Raw genomic sequence first — 18978 nt, forward strand, 5'->3', positions numbered from 1 at the left:
CCTTTACAAACAGAAATCAATCAAATCATCACAAGATAGAGATGGGAAGACAGAACTTTGTGAATATTGAAGGATTGGATCGCCAACAACTGCTGTATCTTATTGATATGGCGAAAGAATTTGAGGCTCATCCTAATCGTGAATTACTTAAAGGTAAGGTCGTTGCAACACTTTTTTATGAACCTTCAACACGTACCCGACTTAGTTTTGAAACAGCAGCCAATCGCCTAGGAGCGCGTGTTATCGGCTTTACCGATGCGAAGGTTTCGAGTGTCAGTAAGGGTGAAACGCTGAAAGATACCATCCTCATGGTTTCTAATTATGCGGATGCTATCGTTATGCGACATTATATTGAAGGAGCTGCACAATATGCCTCTGAAGTGGCACCTGTGCCTATTATTAATGCAGGAGATGGTGCGCACCAACATCCCTCACAATGTTTATTGGACTTATACACCATCTATCAGACACAGGGAACGCTTGAGAACCTCAATATCTACCTTGTTGGAGACTTGAAGTATGGGCGTACTGTACATTCACTTATTATGGCAATGCGCCATTTCAACCCTACTTTCCACTTCATTGCACCAAAGGAATTAGCTATGCCTGAGGAGTATAAACTCTATTGCAAAGAGCATGGTATCCGCTTTGAAGAGCATGAGGAGTTTACTCCTGATGTAATAGCTCATGCAGACATATTATATATGACGCGTGTACAAAAGGAACGTTTTTCTGACTTGATGGAGTATGAACGGGTGAAGAATGTTTATATTCTCCGTCGGGATATGCTCTCTCAAGCACGTCCAAATATGAAGATTTTGCATCCTCTCCCACGTGTGAATGAGATTGCATACGATGTTGATGATAGCGAACATGCTTATTACATTCAGCAAGCACGCAATGGTCTTTTTGCTCGAGAAGCTATCTTCTGCCATTGTCTAGGTATATCGTTAGAAGAGGTGAAAGCCGATAAGACGATATTAGAATAAACTTTTATAGAGATAAAAACCAATCTGTAAGTCTATGAATAAAGTTGGTAGAATAATGGTAATGGCACTGATAGTTGGGTTTTTCACAACTCTTGTCAGTTGCAGTAAGAATGAACTTGATGGAAATTGGGAGCCTATGAAGTGGGAGGCTGACTATCCTGGTAATCCAAAGAGTATTGTTGTTCCAGCTGAAGGAGGTACCTATACATTGAGATGCAAGAACTATCAAAATCCATGGCTAAGTAATGTTTCAACAGAGCATACAGTTATTTATGCAGGATTAGAGTCTCAGAACTTCCATCATATAGAGCATGACTGGTATAATATAATGGTAGAACGGAATGCATATCGTATCATCATTAAACCCAATACAAGTGGGAAAGTTCGTAAACTTCTCATACATGTAACTGCAGGAGACATTTTTGATGGTATTGAAGTTACGCAAGCAAAATAAGAAGAAACCTATTATGTCAAAGAAAGAACGTTTGGTTGCCGCTATTGAGAACGGCACAGTTATTGATCATATACCATCTGAGAAGACTTTTCAGGTGGTCAATTTGTTACAGCTCCAGAAGCTCTCTACACCTGTTACCATCGGTTATAACTTCTCATCGAAGATGGTAGGCACTAAGGGAATCATCAAAGTTAGTGATAAATTCTTCACTGATGACGAGATCTCCCGTTTGTCGGTTGTAGCACCGAACGTGGTGTTGAACATCATTAAGGACTATGAAGTGGTAGAGAAGAAGAAGGTGGAAACACCAGATGAGCTTCGGAGCATTGTAAGATGCAACAACCCTAAATGTATCACAAATAACGAACCAATGAACACCATCTTCCATGTTGTTGATAAAGCAAGAGGTATTCTTAAATGCCATTATTGTGATAAAGAACAAGATATGGATAAGGTAGAACTGGTTTAAGAACATATCCCTTATCAGGTAAAACATTATCTATAAGGATGTATAAAACTGATATTTACTTGAGATAAAAGGTGAATATCAGTTTTTTTTCGTACTTTTGCAACATAGTGAAGTTGATATATTAATAAGGTAGGTAATTCTTGTTTAATGACTTGTAAATACCTTTTTTATGTATGTATGTCGACTATTTCACGAGTAAGAATCACTCATTTCTTTTAAAGGGAATGGTTTAAAGAGATGTAATAAAGCCCTAATGGATAATAAGAAAGCAACGTTAGAGTTAGGTACGAAACCTGTTGGCAAGTTATTGATACAATACGCCTTGCCAGCAATGGTTGCTATGACAGCAGCTTCTCTCTATAATATCATTGATCGAGTTTTTATAGGTCAAGTGGTAGGTCCGATGGCTATTTCGGGGCTTGCCATTACATTCCCTTTCATGAACCTTGCGACAGCTTTCGGTGCAGGTGTTGGAATAGGTGCATCCACAGCTATTAGTGTGAAGCTTGGTCAAAGAGACTATACTGCAGCCGAGAATATCTTAGGGAACACAGTGACGTTGAACCTAATTATTGGTGTTACCTTTAGTGTTCTTTGTCTTATCTTCCTAGATCCTATCCTTCGATTCTTTGGTGCTAGCGATGCAACAATCCCTTATGCACGTAGTTTCATGCAGGTTATTTTGGCAGGAAATGTTATCTCACAGATGTACTTCGGGATGAATGCTGTGTTACGTGCAGCCTCTAAGCCACGTCATGCAATGGCCGCAACCATCTTCACAGTACTAATGAATGTCCTGTTAGATATCATCTTTATATGGTGGTGGCATTGGGGTATTAGGGGGGCAGCATTAGCCACTATCATCTCTCAGGCATTAGCACTCTGTTGGCAAATGAAACTATTCTCCAATCAAAAGGAACTGTTACATCTGAAGAAGGGAATCTATAGATTGAAGCGAAACTTAGTGAATAATATCATTTCAATAGGTATCTCTCCTTTCTTAATGAATGTATGTGCTTGTGTCGTGGTCATATTCATCAACAACCAATTGGTTCGATATGGAGGTGACATTGCTGTGGGTGCTTATGGTATTGCTAATAGTATTGCCATGATTTTCGTGATGTTTGTTATCGGTTTAAACCAGGGTATGCAACCTATTGCGGGGTATAACTATGGTTCGCAACAAACCGACCGACTCATGCGTGTTGTGAAGTATGCTGCCTTTGCTGCGACAGCTATTATGGTAACAGGATGGCTTATTGCACACTTGGCTCCCTACTATTGTGCACGTATGTTTACTAACGATGCAGAATTAATAAAACAGGCAATTAAAGCCATACAAATCAATATGATGATGTATCCATTCATAGGATATCAGATGGTAGTGACCAACTTCTTCCAGTGTATAGGTAAGGTGAAGATTAGTATCTTCTTGTCTCTTTCACGCCAGTTGTTGTTCCTTCTCCCTCTACTTGTAGCCCTTCCTCACTTCTTCGGATTGAATGGTGTGTGGGCAGCATTGCCTTCGAGTGACTTTACAGCATCCTTCATTGCTGCCATTATCATGCTTATTTTTGTACGTAGAATTAAACGACAGACTAGTTAAGTGTGATGTATTGGTTCGTAAATAACTATCTATAATATGGGAAAAAAGCTAATCATAAACGTCGGTAGACAGATAGGAAGTGGTGGTCGAATTATAGCTAAACTACTGTCAGAGGAGTTCGATTGTAAGTTTTATGATCGTGAGATACTTAACCTTGCAGCCAAAGAAAGTGGCTTTTCAGAGAAGTTCTTTGAACAGAATGATGAGCAGAAAGGTTTCTTGAAGACGCATTTCAATATTCGTCTCCCACTATTAGCTGATAGTGACTTCTATAAGAGTAACTTCTCGCAAGAGAGCCTTTATCAGTTTCAGAGTGATGCTATCCGTGAGGTTGCTAAGCAGAATGATCGTTGCGTTTTTGTAGGTAGAACGGCAGATTACATACTTCGTGACAATCCAAACTGCGTGAATGTATTCATCACATCATCTATGCAGACTCGCATAGCTAATGTCTGTGAGCGTCGTGGATGTACGGAGGATGAAGCCCGCAAACTCATTGAGAATGGTGAAAGTGAGCGTGCTAAGTATTACAACTATTACACTGCTAAGACATGGGGACATGCCGAAAGCTATGATCTTTGTATAGATGCAAGCATCTTAGGATTGGAAGGAACGAAAGACGTAATAGCCGATTTTATAAGGAAAAGGGCGTGAAACGGATAGGTATAATCTCAGATACTCATGGCTACTGGGACGATAAGTACGAGTATTATCTAGGCGAGTGTGATGAGATATGGCATGCTGGTGACATTGGATCTATGGAGGTTGCAGACAAGTTCGAAGCAATGAAACCTATCTTCCGAGCCGTCTGTGGCAATATTGATGACTATGAGATGCGAGCACGTTATCGCGACATTCTCCGCTTTAAATGTGAGGATGCTGATGTCCTACTAAAGCATATTGGCGGTTATCCTGGTCGATATGATCGTTCGGTGCAGAGCATGCTTTATGCATCACCACCCAATCTCTTCGTTGATGGACACTCACATATTTTAAAGATACAATTCGATAAGACGCTTAACATGTTACATATCAATCCAGGTGCAGCTGGTATGCGTGGATGGCATAAAGAGCGTACATTAGTTCGACTAACAATCGATGGGGATAGATTTGCCGATTGTGAAGTTATAACATTAAGTGATAATAAATTAAAGTATAACAAATAATAGTTTTGAATATGAAGACCTATCTTGTAACTGGTGCAGCAGGCTTTATTGGTGCAAATTACATCAAGTATCTGCTTCATAAGAAGTATGTTAATGAGGATATCAAGGTGATAATTCTCGATGCACTAACTTATGCAGGAAACCTTGGAACAATCAAAGATGACATTGATGACAAGCGTTGTATTTTTGTGAAAGGAGATATTCGTGACCGCGAATTAGTTGATCGTCTCTTTGCAGAGAATGATATTGATTACCTTGTGAACTTTGCTGCAGAGAGTCATGTAGACCGCTCTATTGAAGATCCACAGTTATTCCTTTCTGTTAATATTCTTGGTACACAGAACCTCATGGACGCAGCTCGTCGAGCATGGGTGACTGGTAAGGACGAGCATGGTTACCCTACTTGGAAGACAGGAAAACGTTATCACCAAGTATCAACCGATGAGGTTTATGGATCGCTCGGAGCCGAAGGATATTTCACAGAGGAAACTCCTCTTTGCCCTCATAGTCCCTATTCTGCTAGTAAGACAAGTGCTGATCACTTTGTAATGGCGTATCGTGACACTTACCACATGCCTGTAAGTATCACGCGTTGTTCTAACAATTATGGTCCTTATCACTTCCCTGAAAAGCTCATCCCATTAATTATCAACAATATACTTGAGGGCAAGAAACTCCCTGTTTATGGTGAGGGACTGAATGTAAGAGACTGGCTTTATGTTGAAGATCATTGTAAAGCAATAGATATGGTGGTACGTGAAGGACGTGAGGGAGAAGTCTATAACGTTGGTGGACACAATGAGATGAAGAATATCGACATTGTGAAACTTACTATCAAGACCATTCATGACATGATGACTGAGGATAAGAACCTACGTACCATACTAAAGAAACAAGTAAAGGATGCCAATGGTGACATTGATATCAGTTGGATTAATAATGATTTGATAACACATGTTCCAGATCGTCTCGGGCATGATGCACGTTATGCCATAGATCCAACAAAGATAAAGGAAGAGCTTGGCTGGTATCCAGAAACTATGTTCGCTGATGGTATTGTAAAGACTATTCGTTGGAACTTAGAGCACCAGAACTGGATACAAGAGGTTACTTCTGGTGATTACCAGAAGTATTATGACATGATGTACACTAAGAAAGGAAGGTAATGGAGTGCGATTTTGCACTCCCCTTTACACCTTATTATATATAAGGACATCCTATTTTATAATTAACAATCCCCTAAACTACACATGAAAAAGATTTTGTTATTAGGCTCAGGAGAGCTGGGTAAGGAGTTTGCTATTGCTGCCAAACGTGCAGGACAGTATGTTGTGGCATGTGATAGTTACGATAACGCCCCAGCTATGCAGGTTGCTGATGAGTCGGAAGTAATCAATATGCTTGATGGTACGTCACTTGATGCTGTTGTCGACTTCCATAATCCCGACATCATCGTTCCAGAGATAGAAGCAATCCGAACAGAGCGTTTGTTTGACTATGAACAGCGTGGTATTCAGATTGCCCCATCTGCTCGTGCAGTCAACTTCACGATGAATAGGCGTGCTATTCGTGACCTTGCTGCTCGTGAACTCGGTCTGCGAACTGCAAAATACTTCTATGCTAAGACTTATGAAGAGTTCAAGTCTGCTGCTGACGAGATTGGTTTTCCATGTGTAGTAAAGCCTTTGATGAGTTCAAGTGGGCATGGACAAAGTTATGTCCATAATGATGCAGAGCTTGAAGAAGCATTCAAGAATGCAATGGAAGGAGCTCGTGGGGATGTAAAAGAGGTAATTATAGAAGAATTTATAGACTTTGATAGCGAGTTTACACTGCTCACTGTAACTCAAAAAGATGGTCCTACTCTCTTCTGTCCGCCCATTGGTCATATACAGAAGGGAGGTGATTATCGTGAAAGTTGGCAACCTTACGCTATCTCTGAAGATGCTCTACGTCAGGCAGAACACATTGCTAAGGAGGTAACAAATGCTCTTACAGGTTATGGTATATGGGGAGTTGAGTTCTTTCTAACCAAACAAGGAGAGGTAATCTTCTCCGAGTTATCCCCAAGACCACATGATACTGGTATGGTAACATTGGCTCATACCACCAATTTCAACGAGTTCGAGCTTCACTTCCGGGCTGTGATGGGACTACCAATACCCGCTATTCACCTTGAACATGCAGGTTGTTCTGCTGTTATCTTATCTCCAATTGAATCAGGTAAACCACTAGCATACAATCTTTTAGATGCTTGTAAGGAAGACAGAACTCGCTTGCGTATCTTCGGAAAGCCTATTGCTCATGTTGGAAGACGTATGGGAGTAGCTCTCTGTTATGGTGAGGTTGGAACCGATATGGACGAATTGCGTGATAAAACGAAGCGTGTGGCAGCAACCGTCTTGGGCACTGATCCTTATATGAAAAAGCATTAATAAGGAGATAATTACATATTGAGTAATGAATGACAACGTGTTTTCATTAGGAAAGATAATATCATTGCAGAAGGTTGTTGACCCTCGTGGAAACCTCACCATAGCCCAAGGTATGAAGGATATACCCTTCCATGTTGCTCGTGCTTATTGGACTTATGATGTTCCATCAGGTACTTCTCGAGGTGGACATGCACATAAACACTGTCGCGAATTCATTATTGCTGTAAGTGGATCATTCACTGTTACACTTGATAATGGGCACAGAAAGGAGTCCTTCCTACTGAATCATCCTTATCAAGGGCTACTTGTTGATACTGATATATGGCGCACGCTCGATGATTTCTCATCGGGTGCTGTGTGTCTTGTATTGGCTGAAGACCCTTTTGATGAGGCTGATTACATTCGTAACTATGACGAGTTTATAAACTATTTAAGCCATAAGTAGTTTAGAAATAATGCTTTTATTCCAAGATTGACGCACCTAATACTGCATGTTTGAAGTAAGGCAATATACTATAGGACAGGTACTTGAATGGGATAACTTCGTGCAGAGATCGAAGCAAGGGACGTTCCTTTTCAATCGTTCTTACATGGATTACCATGCCGATAGATTCCTTGATTGTTCCTTAATGGTCTATCGGAAGGGACGACTCTACGCCCTTTTGCCTGCCAATAAGATTGATACAACGTTTTACTCACACCAAGGACTGACCTACGGGGGACTTCTTACAAACACAAAAGTATGTGCAGAGGATATCTGTGAGGTATTCCTTGCCATCAACGAATATCTTAACAAACAAGGATTTAAGCATGTAGTGTACAAGTCTATACCATGGATTTACCACAAATATCCTGCTGAAGAAGACTTATATGCACTCCTTAATGTATGTAAAGCACGTCTAACAATTCGTGATATATCCACAACTATTCCTCTTCTCCAGCATCTAAAGTTCACGGAAAGTCGTAAGAGTGGGATTAGAAAAGCCACTCACTCAGAACTTACCATTGCTGAAAGCGGGAACATGGAAGCCTTTTGGGGGATATTAAACGATAATCTTTCAAATAAATATAATACTCATCCTGTTCATTCTCTAGCTGAACTTAAATTGCTAAAGAGCCGTTTCTCTAAGTCTATTCGCCTCTTCATGGCATTTAATAAGGTTGGTAATCCAATTGGAGGAACTCTCATCTTTGAGACACCGCAAGTCATTCACACACAATATATATCTGCTTCTCCAGAGGGAAAGAGCCTCGGAGCACTTGATCTTCTGTTCGATTATCTTATTAATAAGGTGTATGCTGACCGCCAAGGATACTTTGACTTTGGTAAAAGCACCGAAGAGAATGGGCAGAAACTCAATGCTCCTCTCATTTTCCAAAAGGAAGGCTTCGGTGGACGGGGTGTTTGTTACGATAGCTATGAGTGGGATGTTATGCCCATGGAAAAGCTGAATAATCCGGTAAGCAAGGGTAAGTAAAGATATAATTAACTGGTAAGAAAAATGATTAACTACCTTTCTCTCAAGGATATAATAGCCCTTCACAGTGATGAAATTACTAACGCTGTGGAACGTGTTGTGCGTTCCGGTTGGTATTTACAAGGGCAGGAAACAAAGCAATTTGAAGTCGATTACTCTAAATTCATTGGTTCGGAACATTGCGTAACATGTGGGAATGGACTGGATGCTTTGTCTCTCATCCTTCGAGCTTACATAGAGTTAGGTCGATTGAAGGCTGGAGATGAAATCATCGTACCCGCTAATACCTACATTGCAACTATCCTTGCCATTACAGAAAACAATTTGACTCCCGTCTTGGTAGAGCCTAATATTAATACACTGGAGCTTGACGACCAACTTATCGAAGCTGCCGTAACATCGAAGACAAGGGCTATCTTACTCGTACACCTCTATGGGCGATGTGCTTATACACCGCTGATTGGCGAGTTATGTGCGCTTCATAACCTCCTTCTCATCGAAGACAACGCACAGGCGCATGGCTGTTTTTATGGTAAGAAACGTACTGGCTCGTTGGGAAATGCAGCTGCCCATAGTTTCTACCCAGGTAAGAATCTCGGTGCATTAGGCGATGCTGGTGCCGTGACAACAGATGATGCTACATTAGCAGAGGCTATCTGTAGCATTGCTAACTATGGTTCGGCACGTAAGTACGAGTTCTCTTTTAAGGGTGTAAATAGCCGTATGGATGAGATTCAAGCAGCTGTTTTAGATGTGAAACTCCGTTACCTTGATCAAGAAAATGCACAACGAAGAAAGATAGCTAAGGCTTATCAACAAGGTATTAAGAACCCTCTCATCACAATGACTACCGATGGCGACCGTGATAATGTGTATCATATATTCCCTGTCTTATGCCCCTCCCGTGATAGATTAAAGTGTTACTTGAACGATAAAGGGGTGTCAACAATGATTCACTACCCTATCCCACCACATCAACAAAAGGCTTATGCAGAATGGAATAAGCTCTCTTATCCCATCACAGAAAGCATACATCAGCAAGAACTCTCCCTCCCTTGTAACCCGACAATGACCGATAATCAATGCCAAGAGATTATCGATTACATAAATGAATATCAATAGAAACCTAATTTAAACATGTATGAATAAGAAAATCTTTATCGCCTCAGTATGCCTCACACTCATTGCATTTCATACGCAGTCTGCCAACGCCTTAAATACAGAAAAGGCTTTGGTCAATCATCTTACATGCCCGACTGATGCTGTAACACTTGTTTCTAAACGTCCTAAAGAGGCTGACCGACTCTTTAAATCAGATGCTGTTGAGAAAGAGATACAGCTTATTGTGCGTCAACTAACTAATAAACGACTGGCATGGATGTTTGAGAATTGCTTCCCAAATACGCTTGATACCACCGTACACTATGGTGAGAACCCTGACGGGACACCTGATACTTTCGTCTACACAGGCGACATTGCCGCCATGTGGTTGCGTGACTCGGGGGCTCAAGTATGGCCTTATGTGCAACTGGCAGGCAAAGATAAGAAGCTACGAAGGATGTTGGCAGGTGTTATCAACCGCCAGATAAAGTGCATAAACATCGACCCTTACGCCAATGCCTTCAATCAGGTACCTGATTCGAAAGGCCCTTGGATGAGTGACGAAACGGCTATGAAGCCCGAACTGCACGAACGGAAGTATGAAATAGACTCTCTTTGCTACCCTATCCGACTTGCTTTTGAATACTGGAAAACCACTGGTGACACCAGTGTCTTTGGTTCCGAATGGGTAAAGGCAGTAGAGAATATCCTCAAGACATTCCGTGAACAACAGAAGAAAGAAGGCCGCGGCAGCTATAAGTTCTTGCGCGTTACCGATAGAGCATTGGACACTATGAACAATGCGGGATGGGGTGCTCCAGTGAAGCCAGTGGGTTTGATCGCCTCAGCCTTCCGTCCGTCGGACGATGCAACAACCTTTCTCTTCCTCATTCCATCGAACTTTATGGCGGTGTCATCGCTTCGTAAGGCTGCAGAAATCCTATTGAAGGTGAATAAAGAGGCTGGTCTTGCAAAGGAGTGTACGGCTTTGGCTGATGAAGTTAGCGAAGCTTTGAAGAAGTATGCGGTGTATGATCACCCCAAGTATGGCAAGATTTACGCTTATGAAGTAGATGGTTTCGGTAATCATCTACTGATGGATGACGCTAACGTACCTAGTTTGCTTGCCATGGCTTACCTAGGAGATGTAAGCCAGGACGACCCTATCTATCAGAATACTCGCCGTTTCGTTTGGAGTGAGGACAATCCTTATTTCTTCCGAGGGAAGGCTGGAGAGGGTATTGGAGGACCTCACATCGGTTATGAAATGGTGTGGCCAATGTCCATCATGATGCGTGCTTTCACTTCAAAAGACGATAAAGAGATAAAAGAAAGCATAGAGATGTTGATGAATACGGACGCTGGTACAGGCTTCATGCACGAAAGTTTTAACAAAGATGATGCTAATAACTACACCAGAGAGTGGTTTGCTTGGCAGAACACACTATTTGGTGAGCTCATTATCAAGCTAGTAAATGAAGGAAAGTTAGGCTTGTTGAATAGTATTAAAGAATAATACTCTAAACATCAATAAGTTTGCTTTATTTAACTAAAAAAGTTTGGAATGATTGTGAATTAAGCATATCTTTGCAACGTGTTTTTCATGGTATTAGATTATTAAGGTTAGAAGATTAGTTGTCGTGAGACAGGTAATCTTTAGTCCCAGACTATTCGTCTGGGACTTTTTTATTCTATGAACTCTTATGCTGCTTGGCGTATTTTCACACCTTACAAACATTGTTCTCTTTTGCTGATAACTGCTATTAGCATTAGTCCTCATCTATTTTTTAAGTTGTTGAGAACCATGGCTTTACCGAGTAACAGGCTCTCCGTATTGCGCAGGGGATTATTTTGGGGGTTGAAAGAGAGGCTCTTTTCAAAAGAAGAAGAGCCTTTTCTTGCTGCAAAGAGAGCCTCTCTTTGTATTAAGAAGAGCCTCTCCTTCTATTCAACAATCATTGTGTCTCAATCTGAGTTTATGATAGGTTCTGTTTGAAGTAATCTTCTTATTGGTTTCAATGGGAGGTTCGTTCGTGTTTAATCAACCTCATCTAGTTCTATAAAAAAGTTATTCTGAGAAGCGATACTACCTCGAGGAATAGTTGAGTAAGGTCTTATCAAGGAGGATAAAAACGATGGATAAGAACTTTACAACAATGGACTAAGTAAGCGAACAAACGACTCCCACAATCGTTGTAAGAATGGTTTTTTGATAAAACGGCGCACATCATCTAGATCAATGCTATCCTTTTGATCCGCTAAGAAAACCTCTTTCACTTGCAGGGCAATCTTTTTATCATAGAAGAAAGCGTTTGCCTCAAAGTCATTCTCAAAGCTCCTGAAGTCGACATTGGTAGACCCTATGGTCGCCATAGCGTCATCTGAGACTAGAAGTTTCGAATGATTGAAGCCCTTCCGATAGAGAAGTATCTTCACACCAGCCCTTGATGCCTCTATAACATACGACCTTGAAGCCCATTCCACAACCTTAGTATCAGTCTCATAAGGTATCATCAAGCGTACATCAACGCCCGACAACGCTGCCACACGCATAGCAAAAAGAATGGGATCTGTTGGTAGGAAGTAAGGCGTCTCCATGTAGACATAATGCTTCGCATTGGTTAGGATACGTACATATCCTTGTTCTATCTCTGGCCAAAGACTTGTTGGACTACTCGTAACCACCTGTACCAAACTATTATTCTGCCCTATAATAATCTCTGGATAATAACTCCGTTCGGTGATGAGCACCTTTGATACGAAGTACCAATCTACTAGAAAGGCACGTTGCAAACCATAGACAGCAGCCCCCGTGAGCTTCACATGTGTATCACGCCATGACTGTTTCGGTGTTCCTTGGACGTATCGTCGTGCAATATTCATACCTCCAATAAAGCCAACCTCCCCATCAATGACGCATATCTTACGATGGTTTCGATAATTCACTCTACTTGTGAAAGCAGGAAAACGCACTGGCATAAAGGCGTAAACCTCAATTCCTTCGTTTCGCATACGCGTGAAGAAACTATTAGGTGTGCGCCATGAGCCTACATCATCATAGATGAGTCGCACCTCAATTCCTTGTCTCGCTTTGTCGATAAGGGCATCAGCAATGAGCCTTCCGAGCGGGTCGTCGGAGATGATAAAGGTATCAATATGAATGTGATGTTCGGCTTTTCCAATCTCCATCAGTAGTGACGGAAAGAAGTCATAACCGCTTGTGTAAATCTCAACCTCATTGTTCTTAAAAGGCAAAGCGAGGTTTTGATTCATGAAGAGATTGCTTATTGTGCGGTATTCTTCAGGTATATTGAAGTCCTTTTGTTCGACAAACTCCAACATAGAACGCTTCGTTAACTGGTCAAGACTCTGCTGCCATATCTTGCGTTCCTTGCGTGTATTCTGTCCAAAGAAGATATACAGGATGATTCCTAAAAAGGGTATGAACATCAGCACCAACATCCATGCCATGGTCTTGGCAGGCTGTCGGTTATCCATTAGTACTCGCACCATTGTAATGATGATGATAATGCTATATACTACAAGGAAGAGCCAATGTACGTAAATCATCGCTGTATTATCTTTTTGTATTCAGCATCGTTTCGCCTCTTAACGTTATTTTTCACCTTATTATATAGGTGCTCCCTGCGATGTGTCAGATGCCTTTTTTTCATTCTGGTTAGCAGTTCGCAAGTATTGAATATATGCCAGTTCCTGCTTCGCGTATTCCATATCTTCTTGATTCTTCAGCATCTCTCGCAGTAGTTTTTCAGCCTCATTGAGTCGTTGCAGACCAATGAGAACATACGACTTACGGCGTAATAAGAAGCGACGAAAGTCCTGTAAAGGCTCTTCCACTTGGTCATCTTCGATGTCACGGAGGCTGTTATACACGTCATTCAGCATATCCTCAATAGTCGCAAGAGCACGAAAATCATTCATATTCACTAAGCAGTTGATATACGTTTCGGCGTATCTTATGTTATTCCGACCCACTGTGAACGATAGAAAGAAGAATGCCCTGTCATATTGCAGCATCTCCATGTGACAGGAACCGAGCATGAAACAGATTTCAAGGAATGTCTCTTTGGCACTGTTATTCAGCGTTGTAAAGTCGTAAAAGAGCCTATAGAACGCATTAAACAAGTGTGGTATCGCCTCCACGTAACGCTTTTGAAGATAGAGCCGACGCCCTCGATAGAGATAAGAAGCCACTGGTTGCAACAGAACAGTAGCCAGTAAGCATTCTTCATCAGTAAGTTCTCCCTCCTGACTATTGGCGAGTTTGCTTTGAGCCTCTTTCCATGTGTAGATGAACTCATCGTTGAGTTGCTTGTCCGTACGCAAGTCGTAAGCAATAAGAGCACTCCCCATACGAACGTTGGTTTCGACAGATGACAATGAACGAGAGGGCGTTGCTGGCAGTGGGAGCAGCGTACCTGTAATCCTGTAATATAATATGTCCTTCGCTTTCCCTACTTGTTGCAAGCTGATAGTCATGCGTTGTCGGGTGTCAGGAGCCGATGGGAGGAAGAAAAACAGGTCTAACATCGCATGTTGTCGCACGAACTTTCCACCTTCAATCAGCGGTGTGGAGAGGTCGAATACTTCGATCGCCTGCCTATCAGCCAAGTGATGAATTTCATTCGTGACAATGGTTAATTCAGACGGAACAAAGTTTGCCATGCCAAAGGCGACATCCATCCACTGCGTTAGAGAAGCAGGTTTATTATCATTCTGTCTCCACCCCGGTGCAATCTTCTGATGCGTTAGCTCTTGTTCACGAATCATGTAACAGCTTCTCTCCACATCGCTTTTTGCAGCTTCCAAGTCGTCTGTTTCGTTCTCTTTAGCCTCCTTCTCCACCGTATCAAGGCGTTGGCAGAAAGCGTTCTGACTCCCAAATAGATTCGACATAGCCGTCGACAGGATATCTTTCGCACGATCGCTGTCTAAGAGAAGGTCGAAGAATAGATGAATATCAACCTTGTTCTTCGCTTCATTCAGCGTGTAACAGAAGCGCGGACCATCAGAGTTTATGTTCATCTCATTACACAGTTGGCGAACAAGATGCACGTTAGCTAAATCTGTATCAGCGATATAGAGATAGGTTAACTCTACCATCTTCGTACCCGGAAAGAGGTGGATTCCGAAGTGCCCACGCTGGAAGTCGTACTGAACGAACCGCACTCCAGACTTTTCTTGAGTCCATTCTACCTCACAATTAAGCTCCTTGAGCGCCTTAGTCACCATCTGTTTGTTAGTATCGGAGGTAATATCGCCCAGTGAGAGGGGCTGTGTAAAGAGTCGTTTTATCTTCTCAATCATATCAAAATGTCACTTCCTAATCGTTTAGCGAGGATGTTCCTCTTGTTCTGCATAGCGTTAATTTCCTTCAACATACTCATCATTTCGTCCGTATCCTTCGTTTGCTTCATCCTTGCAACAAGTTCTTTGAGGTGTGAGTCGTAGTAGTCTAGTAGATAATCAGTCATGATGTGTAATACACGATCACGTAGACTGTGTTCCGTTTCCTTAACTTTTAGACTCTCAGAGAGCTGGAATCGGTCGACACTTAGGCGTACGGCTTCATTGGCAATGTCGATATCGGCATGTTGAGTAAAGTATTCTTCGGATTTGAATTGAGGGTCAGCACTATGGTCAACAGCCTCTTGCAGCATCTTTATATACAATGGATTGGTCAGCGAAAGACCATTTTCCATGAGTGTATAAGCTATGTATTGAGCCACTGTAATATTGAGTAATTGCCCTGTAGACTCATCCTTTATATCACGCAGAATGACCTTATCACCATCTTTAACGAGGGTTTGCATGATGATTCTCTCCACTTTCGATACCTGTAGAATCGTACTTGCTGCAGGCTGTTCAACGCCTTGTCCTTCTCGTAAAGCAGCCTCCTTCTGGAATTGCTGTTCGCGTGTCTGCTGTTCACGATACTGATGAATATTGCGGTTCATCTGCTCCATTAAGGTGCGTTCAGCTACTCCCGTACGATTGGAACACTCACGAATATAAGTGTCACGGAGTATAGGGTCTTTGATAACCGATATACTCTGAACGATGGAGCTAATGGCCTCCGAACGTTTAATAGGGTCGGTAACGCCATTGAGCAAGAGGTTAATTTTAAAGACAATGAAGTCTGTTTGGTTCTCTTCAACATATTGTCTGAATGCCTCCGCACTATGAGTTCTTGCGAACTCATCAGGGTCTTGACCATCAGGAAGTAGTAGAACCTTCACATTCATACGCTCGGCAAGCAACATATCAGTACCTCGCAGGGCTGCATGTTGACCTGCGGCATCACCATCATAGAGCAGAACTATGTTTGAGGTAAAGCGGTGCAGCATACGAATCTGGTACACCGACAATGCTGTACCACTATTAGCTACAACGTTCTCAATGCCTGATTGGTGCATAGAAAGCACATCCGTGTATCCTTCCACCATGTAGACAAGGTCGTGTTTGGCTATTGCTTTCTTCGATTGGAATATCCCGTAGAGCTCACGCTCCTTGTGGTATATAATGCTATCGGGCGAGTTTACATACTTCTGAGCCACTCCCTTGGTGCGTTCATCAAGTAGTCTACCACCGAAAGCGGTTATTTTTCCACTCACACTAACCCACGGAAACATCACACGTCCATTGAATCTGTCAATCAAATCGCCATTCTCTCGTTCAAAGCATAGTCCTGTCTTTACAAGAAACTCACGTTTATAACCAGCTTTCAAGGCTGCTTCTGCGAAAGCAGTGCGCCCTGAGAGACAGAAACCAAGGTGGAACTTGCGGATGATGTCATCCCTGAAACCACGGCTACGAAAGTACTGTAAGCCTATAGCAGTACCATCCACGTCATGGTGAAGGATGTTTTCAAAATACTTTGCAGCCCACTCGTTTACCAGAAACATCGATTCGCGCTCGCTCTCCTGTTGCTTTTCTTCTTGCGACAATTCGCGTTCGTGTACTTCAATATGGTATTTATTCGCAAGCCACTTGAGTGCTTCTACATAAGTCATCTGCTCATGCTCCATGATAAACTTCACCGCATTGCCTGCCGCCCCACACGCGAAACACTTGTAAACACCCTTTACGGGACTTACAGAAAACGATGGGGTGCGGTCGTCATGGAATGGACATAGCCCTTTAAAGCTGGTTCCTGCCTTGCGAAGAGATACGAAATCGCTGACTACCTCAACGATATTCGTAGCATCCATTATTCGATCTACTGTTGGTCTATCTATCATTATTTTACAAAGATAGTACAAACCTTTGACATGGCAAAGAAGCTGATTAAAAAAGGTGATAATCTATTTGCTCTGATGGAGAAAAAGCCTTGTTTCCGGCTTGCCATGCAATGGTTGGGAACTAAAGGATTGTTGCGTGTAAAGGTGTAGTTATGTGTTTCTGTCAAATAATATGGTCTGTTGAAAAAGAGGAGAGCCTCTCTTGGCATGAAAGGGAGGCTCTCTTGAAGGTGAAGAAAGGCTCTCTTTACAACAAAGAAACGCCCTCTTTAAATGGTGAAAAGCTTAATCTTTGAAAAAAACGATGTACCTTTGTAGGCGAAAAGAGTTTCACATAGTATTGAATAGACAAAGTTTAAGGTAAGAGATGACAAATACAACGAGTATATTTCAGCGTCCCGTTTGGGTCACAATATTTGCATTAACAGCTGCAATAGCGTGGGGTTGGGCCTATCCCTTAATAAAGTTAGGCATGCAAGAGTTCGCTATTTCTCCCGAAATGACAGGTTCGAAGATGCTCTTTGCTGGCATTCGTTTTTGTTTGTCAGGGCTTATCATCTTAGCAATAGCAGGTGGGAAGAAGCGCAACTTTGCGGTTAGAAAGCCCGCAGACTGGTGGTATCTACTAGTCTTCTGTTTATTGAATACAACCTTACATTACGCTTTCTTTTACTTTGGATTATCCCATAGTGAAGGCTCAAGGGCTGCTATTTTAAACTCATTGAGCGTTTTCTCTGTTGTAATCTTCGCTTGTCTCTTCTTTAAAAGTGACCACATGACCCTGAAGAAGATAATAGGTTGTGTCCTAGGTTTTGCTGGTATCTTATCGTTAAACTTAGGAGGTGCTGACAGCGGGAGGTTCACTTTGTTGGGAGATGGCATGATTATCCTCAACGCCCTGTGTGGTGCTTCAGCCTCATTGATGATACGTGGATTAGGAAAAAGGGTGGATGTGTTTGTTGGGACAGGCTATAGTTTGGCAATCGGCGGCACTTTGCTGATCATACCAGGCTTGTTCATGGGAGCGACTTTGCCGAATGTCTCCACATTAGGAGGGCTCTATCTCTTACTTCTTATAGCTATTAGTACACTGGGATTCACGCTTTATAACAAACTTCTAACATGCAATCCAGTGGGGAAAGTAGCTATTTATAACTCGTTAATACCCGTTGTTGGGGCTGTCACCTCATGCCTATGTCTTAATGAAACTTTCTATTTGAAATATATTATGGCAGGCTTTTTAGCAGCAGCAGGAATCTACATTATCAATAAGAGTTAGTAGGTTTTAAATATAATACTCTGCCGCATCCACTAGCCCTGTACGCATAGCATAACGGGTGGCTTCGTGCACATTGTTGACACCAATCTTGCGAAAGATATTCTTCCGATGAGTGTTGACTGTATGGAAGGAAGAGATACGCTTTTCAGCAATCTCCCGTGTTGTCATTCCTAGAGCAATATCTTTCAATACTTCAATCTCCGTCTTTGTAAGTTTGACACTCTCCTTCTCTTGCGTTGAAATAGGTGCCAGCAGTATGTTAGCAGCGTGTTGGCAGAGGTATCGATTACCCTGTAGATTATATTCAATACATTGTTTTATCTCCGAGAGTTTAGCGTCCTTCAACAATATACTTATTCGATTGTCATTGTTCATTAAAGTGCGTATGAAATTCACACTCAAGTCCTCGCTCCATAAGATAAAATATGTTTTTGGATAGCGTTGAACGATGTTTTGCAAGTCAGACTCACTATCGAAATCAAACAACGTATAGTCCAGTATAACAATAGAATATGGCTTTTGCTTCAACTGAAGCATAAGTTCTGTCTTTGTTCTAACTGATATTGTCGATGCGAAACCCATGTCAGAAAGAATGTAAAGTATTCCTGCATGCGTTATAGCTTGATTATCCGCAACAATGATATTGTTTGTTTTCTCCATGTGAATTCATTCTCAAAACACCCTTGCAAAAGTATATAAAAAAGTTGATTAATCGAGAAATTTATTGTAAGTTTGCACT

At 41.8% G+C, this 18978-nt stretch carries 17 protein-coding genes; 13 read left to right on the forward strand and 4 right to left on the reverse strand.

The annotated features are described in order from the left end of the window. Positions 1-41 precede the first annotated feature (41 nt). The 12 genes from pyrB to F0475_RS01715 all read left to right on the forward strand — a co-directional run bounded on the left by pyrB (position 42) and on the right by F0475_RS01715 (position 11214). Positions 42-989, forward strand: coding sequence for an aspartate carbamoyltransferase (gene pyrB, locus F0475_RS01660; protein ID WP_009435814.1), 948 nt, complete (start codon positions 42-44; stop codon positions 987-989). A 34-nt stretch (positions 990-1023) separates the two neighbouring features. Further along, entirely contained in the window at positions 1024-1443 is a 420-nt protein-coding gene (locus F0475_RS01665; RefSeq protein ID WP_155715109.1) for a hypothetical protein, read from the forward strand. Positions 1444-1456: 13 nt separating this feature from the next. Further along, on the forward strand, positions 1457-1912 hold the full coding sequence (gene pyrI / locus F0475_RS01670) for an aspartate carbamoyltransferase regulatory subunit (protein WP_155715110.1): 456 nt from the start codon (positions 1457-1459) through the stop codon (positions 1910-1912). 253 nt (positions 1913-2165) lie between these two features. Further along, positions 2166-3518 carry an MATE family efflux transporter gene (locus tag F0475_RS01675; protein ID WP_155715111.1) on the forward strand — a complete coding sequence of 451 codons (1353 nt, stop codon included), beginning with the start codon at positions 2166-2168 and terminating at the stop codon, positions 3516-3518. A 36-nt stretch (positions 3519-3554) separates the two neighbouring features. Continuing rightward, a complete protein-coding gene (locus tag F0475_RS01680) occupies positions 3555-4172 on the forward strand; it encodes a cytidylate kinase-like family protein (RefSeq protein ID WP_009435934.1) in 618 nt (205 codons plus the stop codon). Further along, complete coding sequence (locus F0475_RS01685) at positions 4169-4684, forward strand: metallophosphoesterase family protein (RefSeq protein ID WP_314866457.1); 516 nt, start codon at positions 4169-4171, stop codon at positions 4682-4684. Before F0475_RS01680 ends, F0475_RS01685 begins: the two co-directional genes overlap by 4 nt. Positions 4685-4695: 11 nt before the next feature. Next, positions 4696-5850 (forward strand): dTDP-glucose 4,6-dehydratase, encoded by a 1155-nt coding sequence (gene rfbB, locus F0475_RS01690; protein WP_155715112.1) that lies wholly within the window; start codon positions 4696-4698, stop codon positions 5848-5850. An 84-nt stretch (positions 5851-5934) separates the two neighbouring features. After that, positions 5935-7119: a formate-dependent phosphoribosylglycinamide formyltransferase gene (gene purT, locus F0475_RS01695; RefSeq protein WP_155715113.1), complete on the forward strand. Its 1185-nt coding sequence runs from the start codon at positions 5935-5937 to the stop codon at positions 7117-7119. A 25-nt stretch (positions 7120-7144) separates the two neighbouring features. Then, positions 7145-7564 carry a sugar 3,4-ketoisomerase gene (locus tag F0475_RS01700; RefSeq protein WP_155715114.1) on the forward strand — a complete coding sequence of 140 codons (420 nt, stop codon included), beginning with the start codon at positions 7145-7147 and terminating at the stop codon, positions 7562-7564. A gap of 46 nt (positions 7565-7610) precedes the next feature. After that, positions 7611-8597, forward strand: coding sequence for a GNAT family protein (locus F0475_RS01705; RefSeq protein WP_155715115.1), 987 nt, complete (start codon positions 7611-7613; stop codon positions 8595-8597). A 24-nt stretch (positions 8598-8621) separates the two neighbouring features. Further along, the gene (locus tag F0475_RS01710; protein WP_155715116.1) at positions 8622-9719 is read left to right on the forward strand and encodes a DegT/DnrJ/EryC1/StrS family aminotransferase; all 1098 of its coding nucleotides are present in this window, start codon (positions 8622-8624) and stop codon (positions 9717-9719) included. Between the two features lie 19 nt (positions 9720-9738). Continuing rightward, the gene (locus tag F0475_RS01715) at positions 9739-11214 is read left to right on the forward strand and encodes a glycoside hydrolase family 125 protein (protein ID WP_155715117.1); all 1476 of its coding nucleotides are present in this window, start codon (positions 9739-9741) and stop codon (positions 11212-11214) included. Positions 11215-11846: 632 nt separating this feature from the next. Here F0475_RS01715 and cls read toward each other — a convergent pair. Genes cls through dnaG form a run of 3 tightly spaced genes read right to left on the reverse strand, consistent with a single transcriptional unit; the run spans position 11847 to position 16960 of the window. Next, positions 11847-13268 carry a cardiolipin synthase gene (gene cls, locus F0475_RS01720; RefSeq protein WP_155715118.1) on the reverse strand — a complete coding sequence of 474 codons (1422 nt, stop codon included), beginning with the start codon at positions 13266-13268 and terminating at the stop codon, positions 11847-11849. 60 nt (positions 13269-13328) lie between these two features. Beyond that, positions 13329-15026 (reverse strand): hypothetical protein, encoded by a 1698-nt coding sequence (locus F0475_RS01725; RefSeq protein WP_155715119.1) that lies wholly within the window; start codon positions 15024-15026, stop codon positions 13329-13331. After that, a complete protein-coding gene (gene dnaG, locus F0475_RS01730; RefSeq protein ID WP_199879767.1) occupies positions 15023-16960 on the reverse strand; it encodes a DNA primase in 1938 nt (645 codons plus the stop codon). Before dnaG ends, F0475_RS01725 begins: the two co-directional genes overlap by 4 nt. A gap of 367 nt (positions 16961-17327) precedes the next feature. Between dnaG and F0475_RS01735 the strand changes: the two genes are divergently transcribed. After that, positions 17328-18239, forward strand: a complete 912-nt coding sequence (locus tag F0475_RS01735; protein ID WP_155715121.1) for a DMT family transporter — start codon at positions 17328-17330, stop codon at positions 18237-18239. 6 nt (positions 18240-18245) lie between these two features. Here F0475_RS01735 and F0475_RS01740 read toward each other — a convergent pair whose 3' ends face one another. After that, complete coding sequence (locus F0475_RS01740) at positions 18246-18899, reverse strand: helix-turn-helix transcriptional regulator (RefSeq protein ID WP_155715122.1); 654 nt, start codon at positions 18897-18899, stop codon at positions 18246-18248. Positions 18900-18978 lie beyond the last annotated feature (79 nt).

It is taken from the genome of Prevotella vespertina (assembly GCF_009728485.1).
Taxonomy (GTDB): Bacteria; Bacteroidota; Bacteroidia; order Bacteroidales; family Bacteroidaceae; genus Prevotella; species Prevotella vespertina.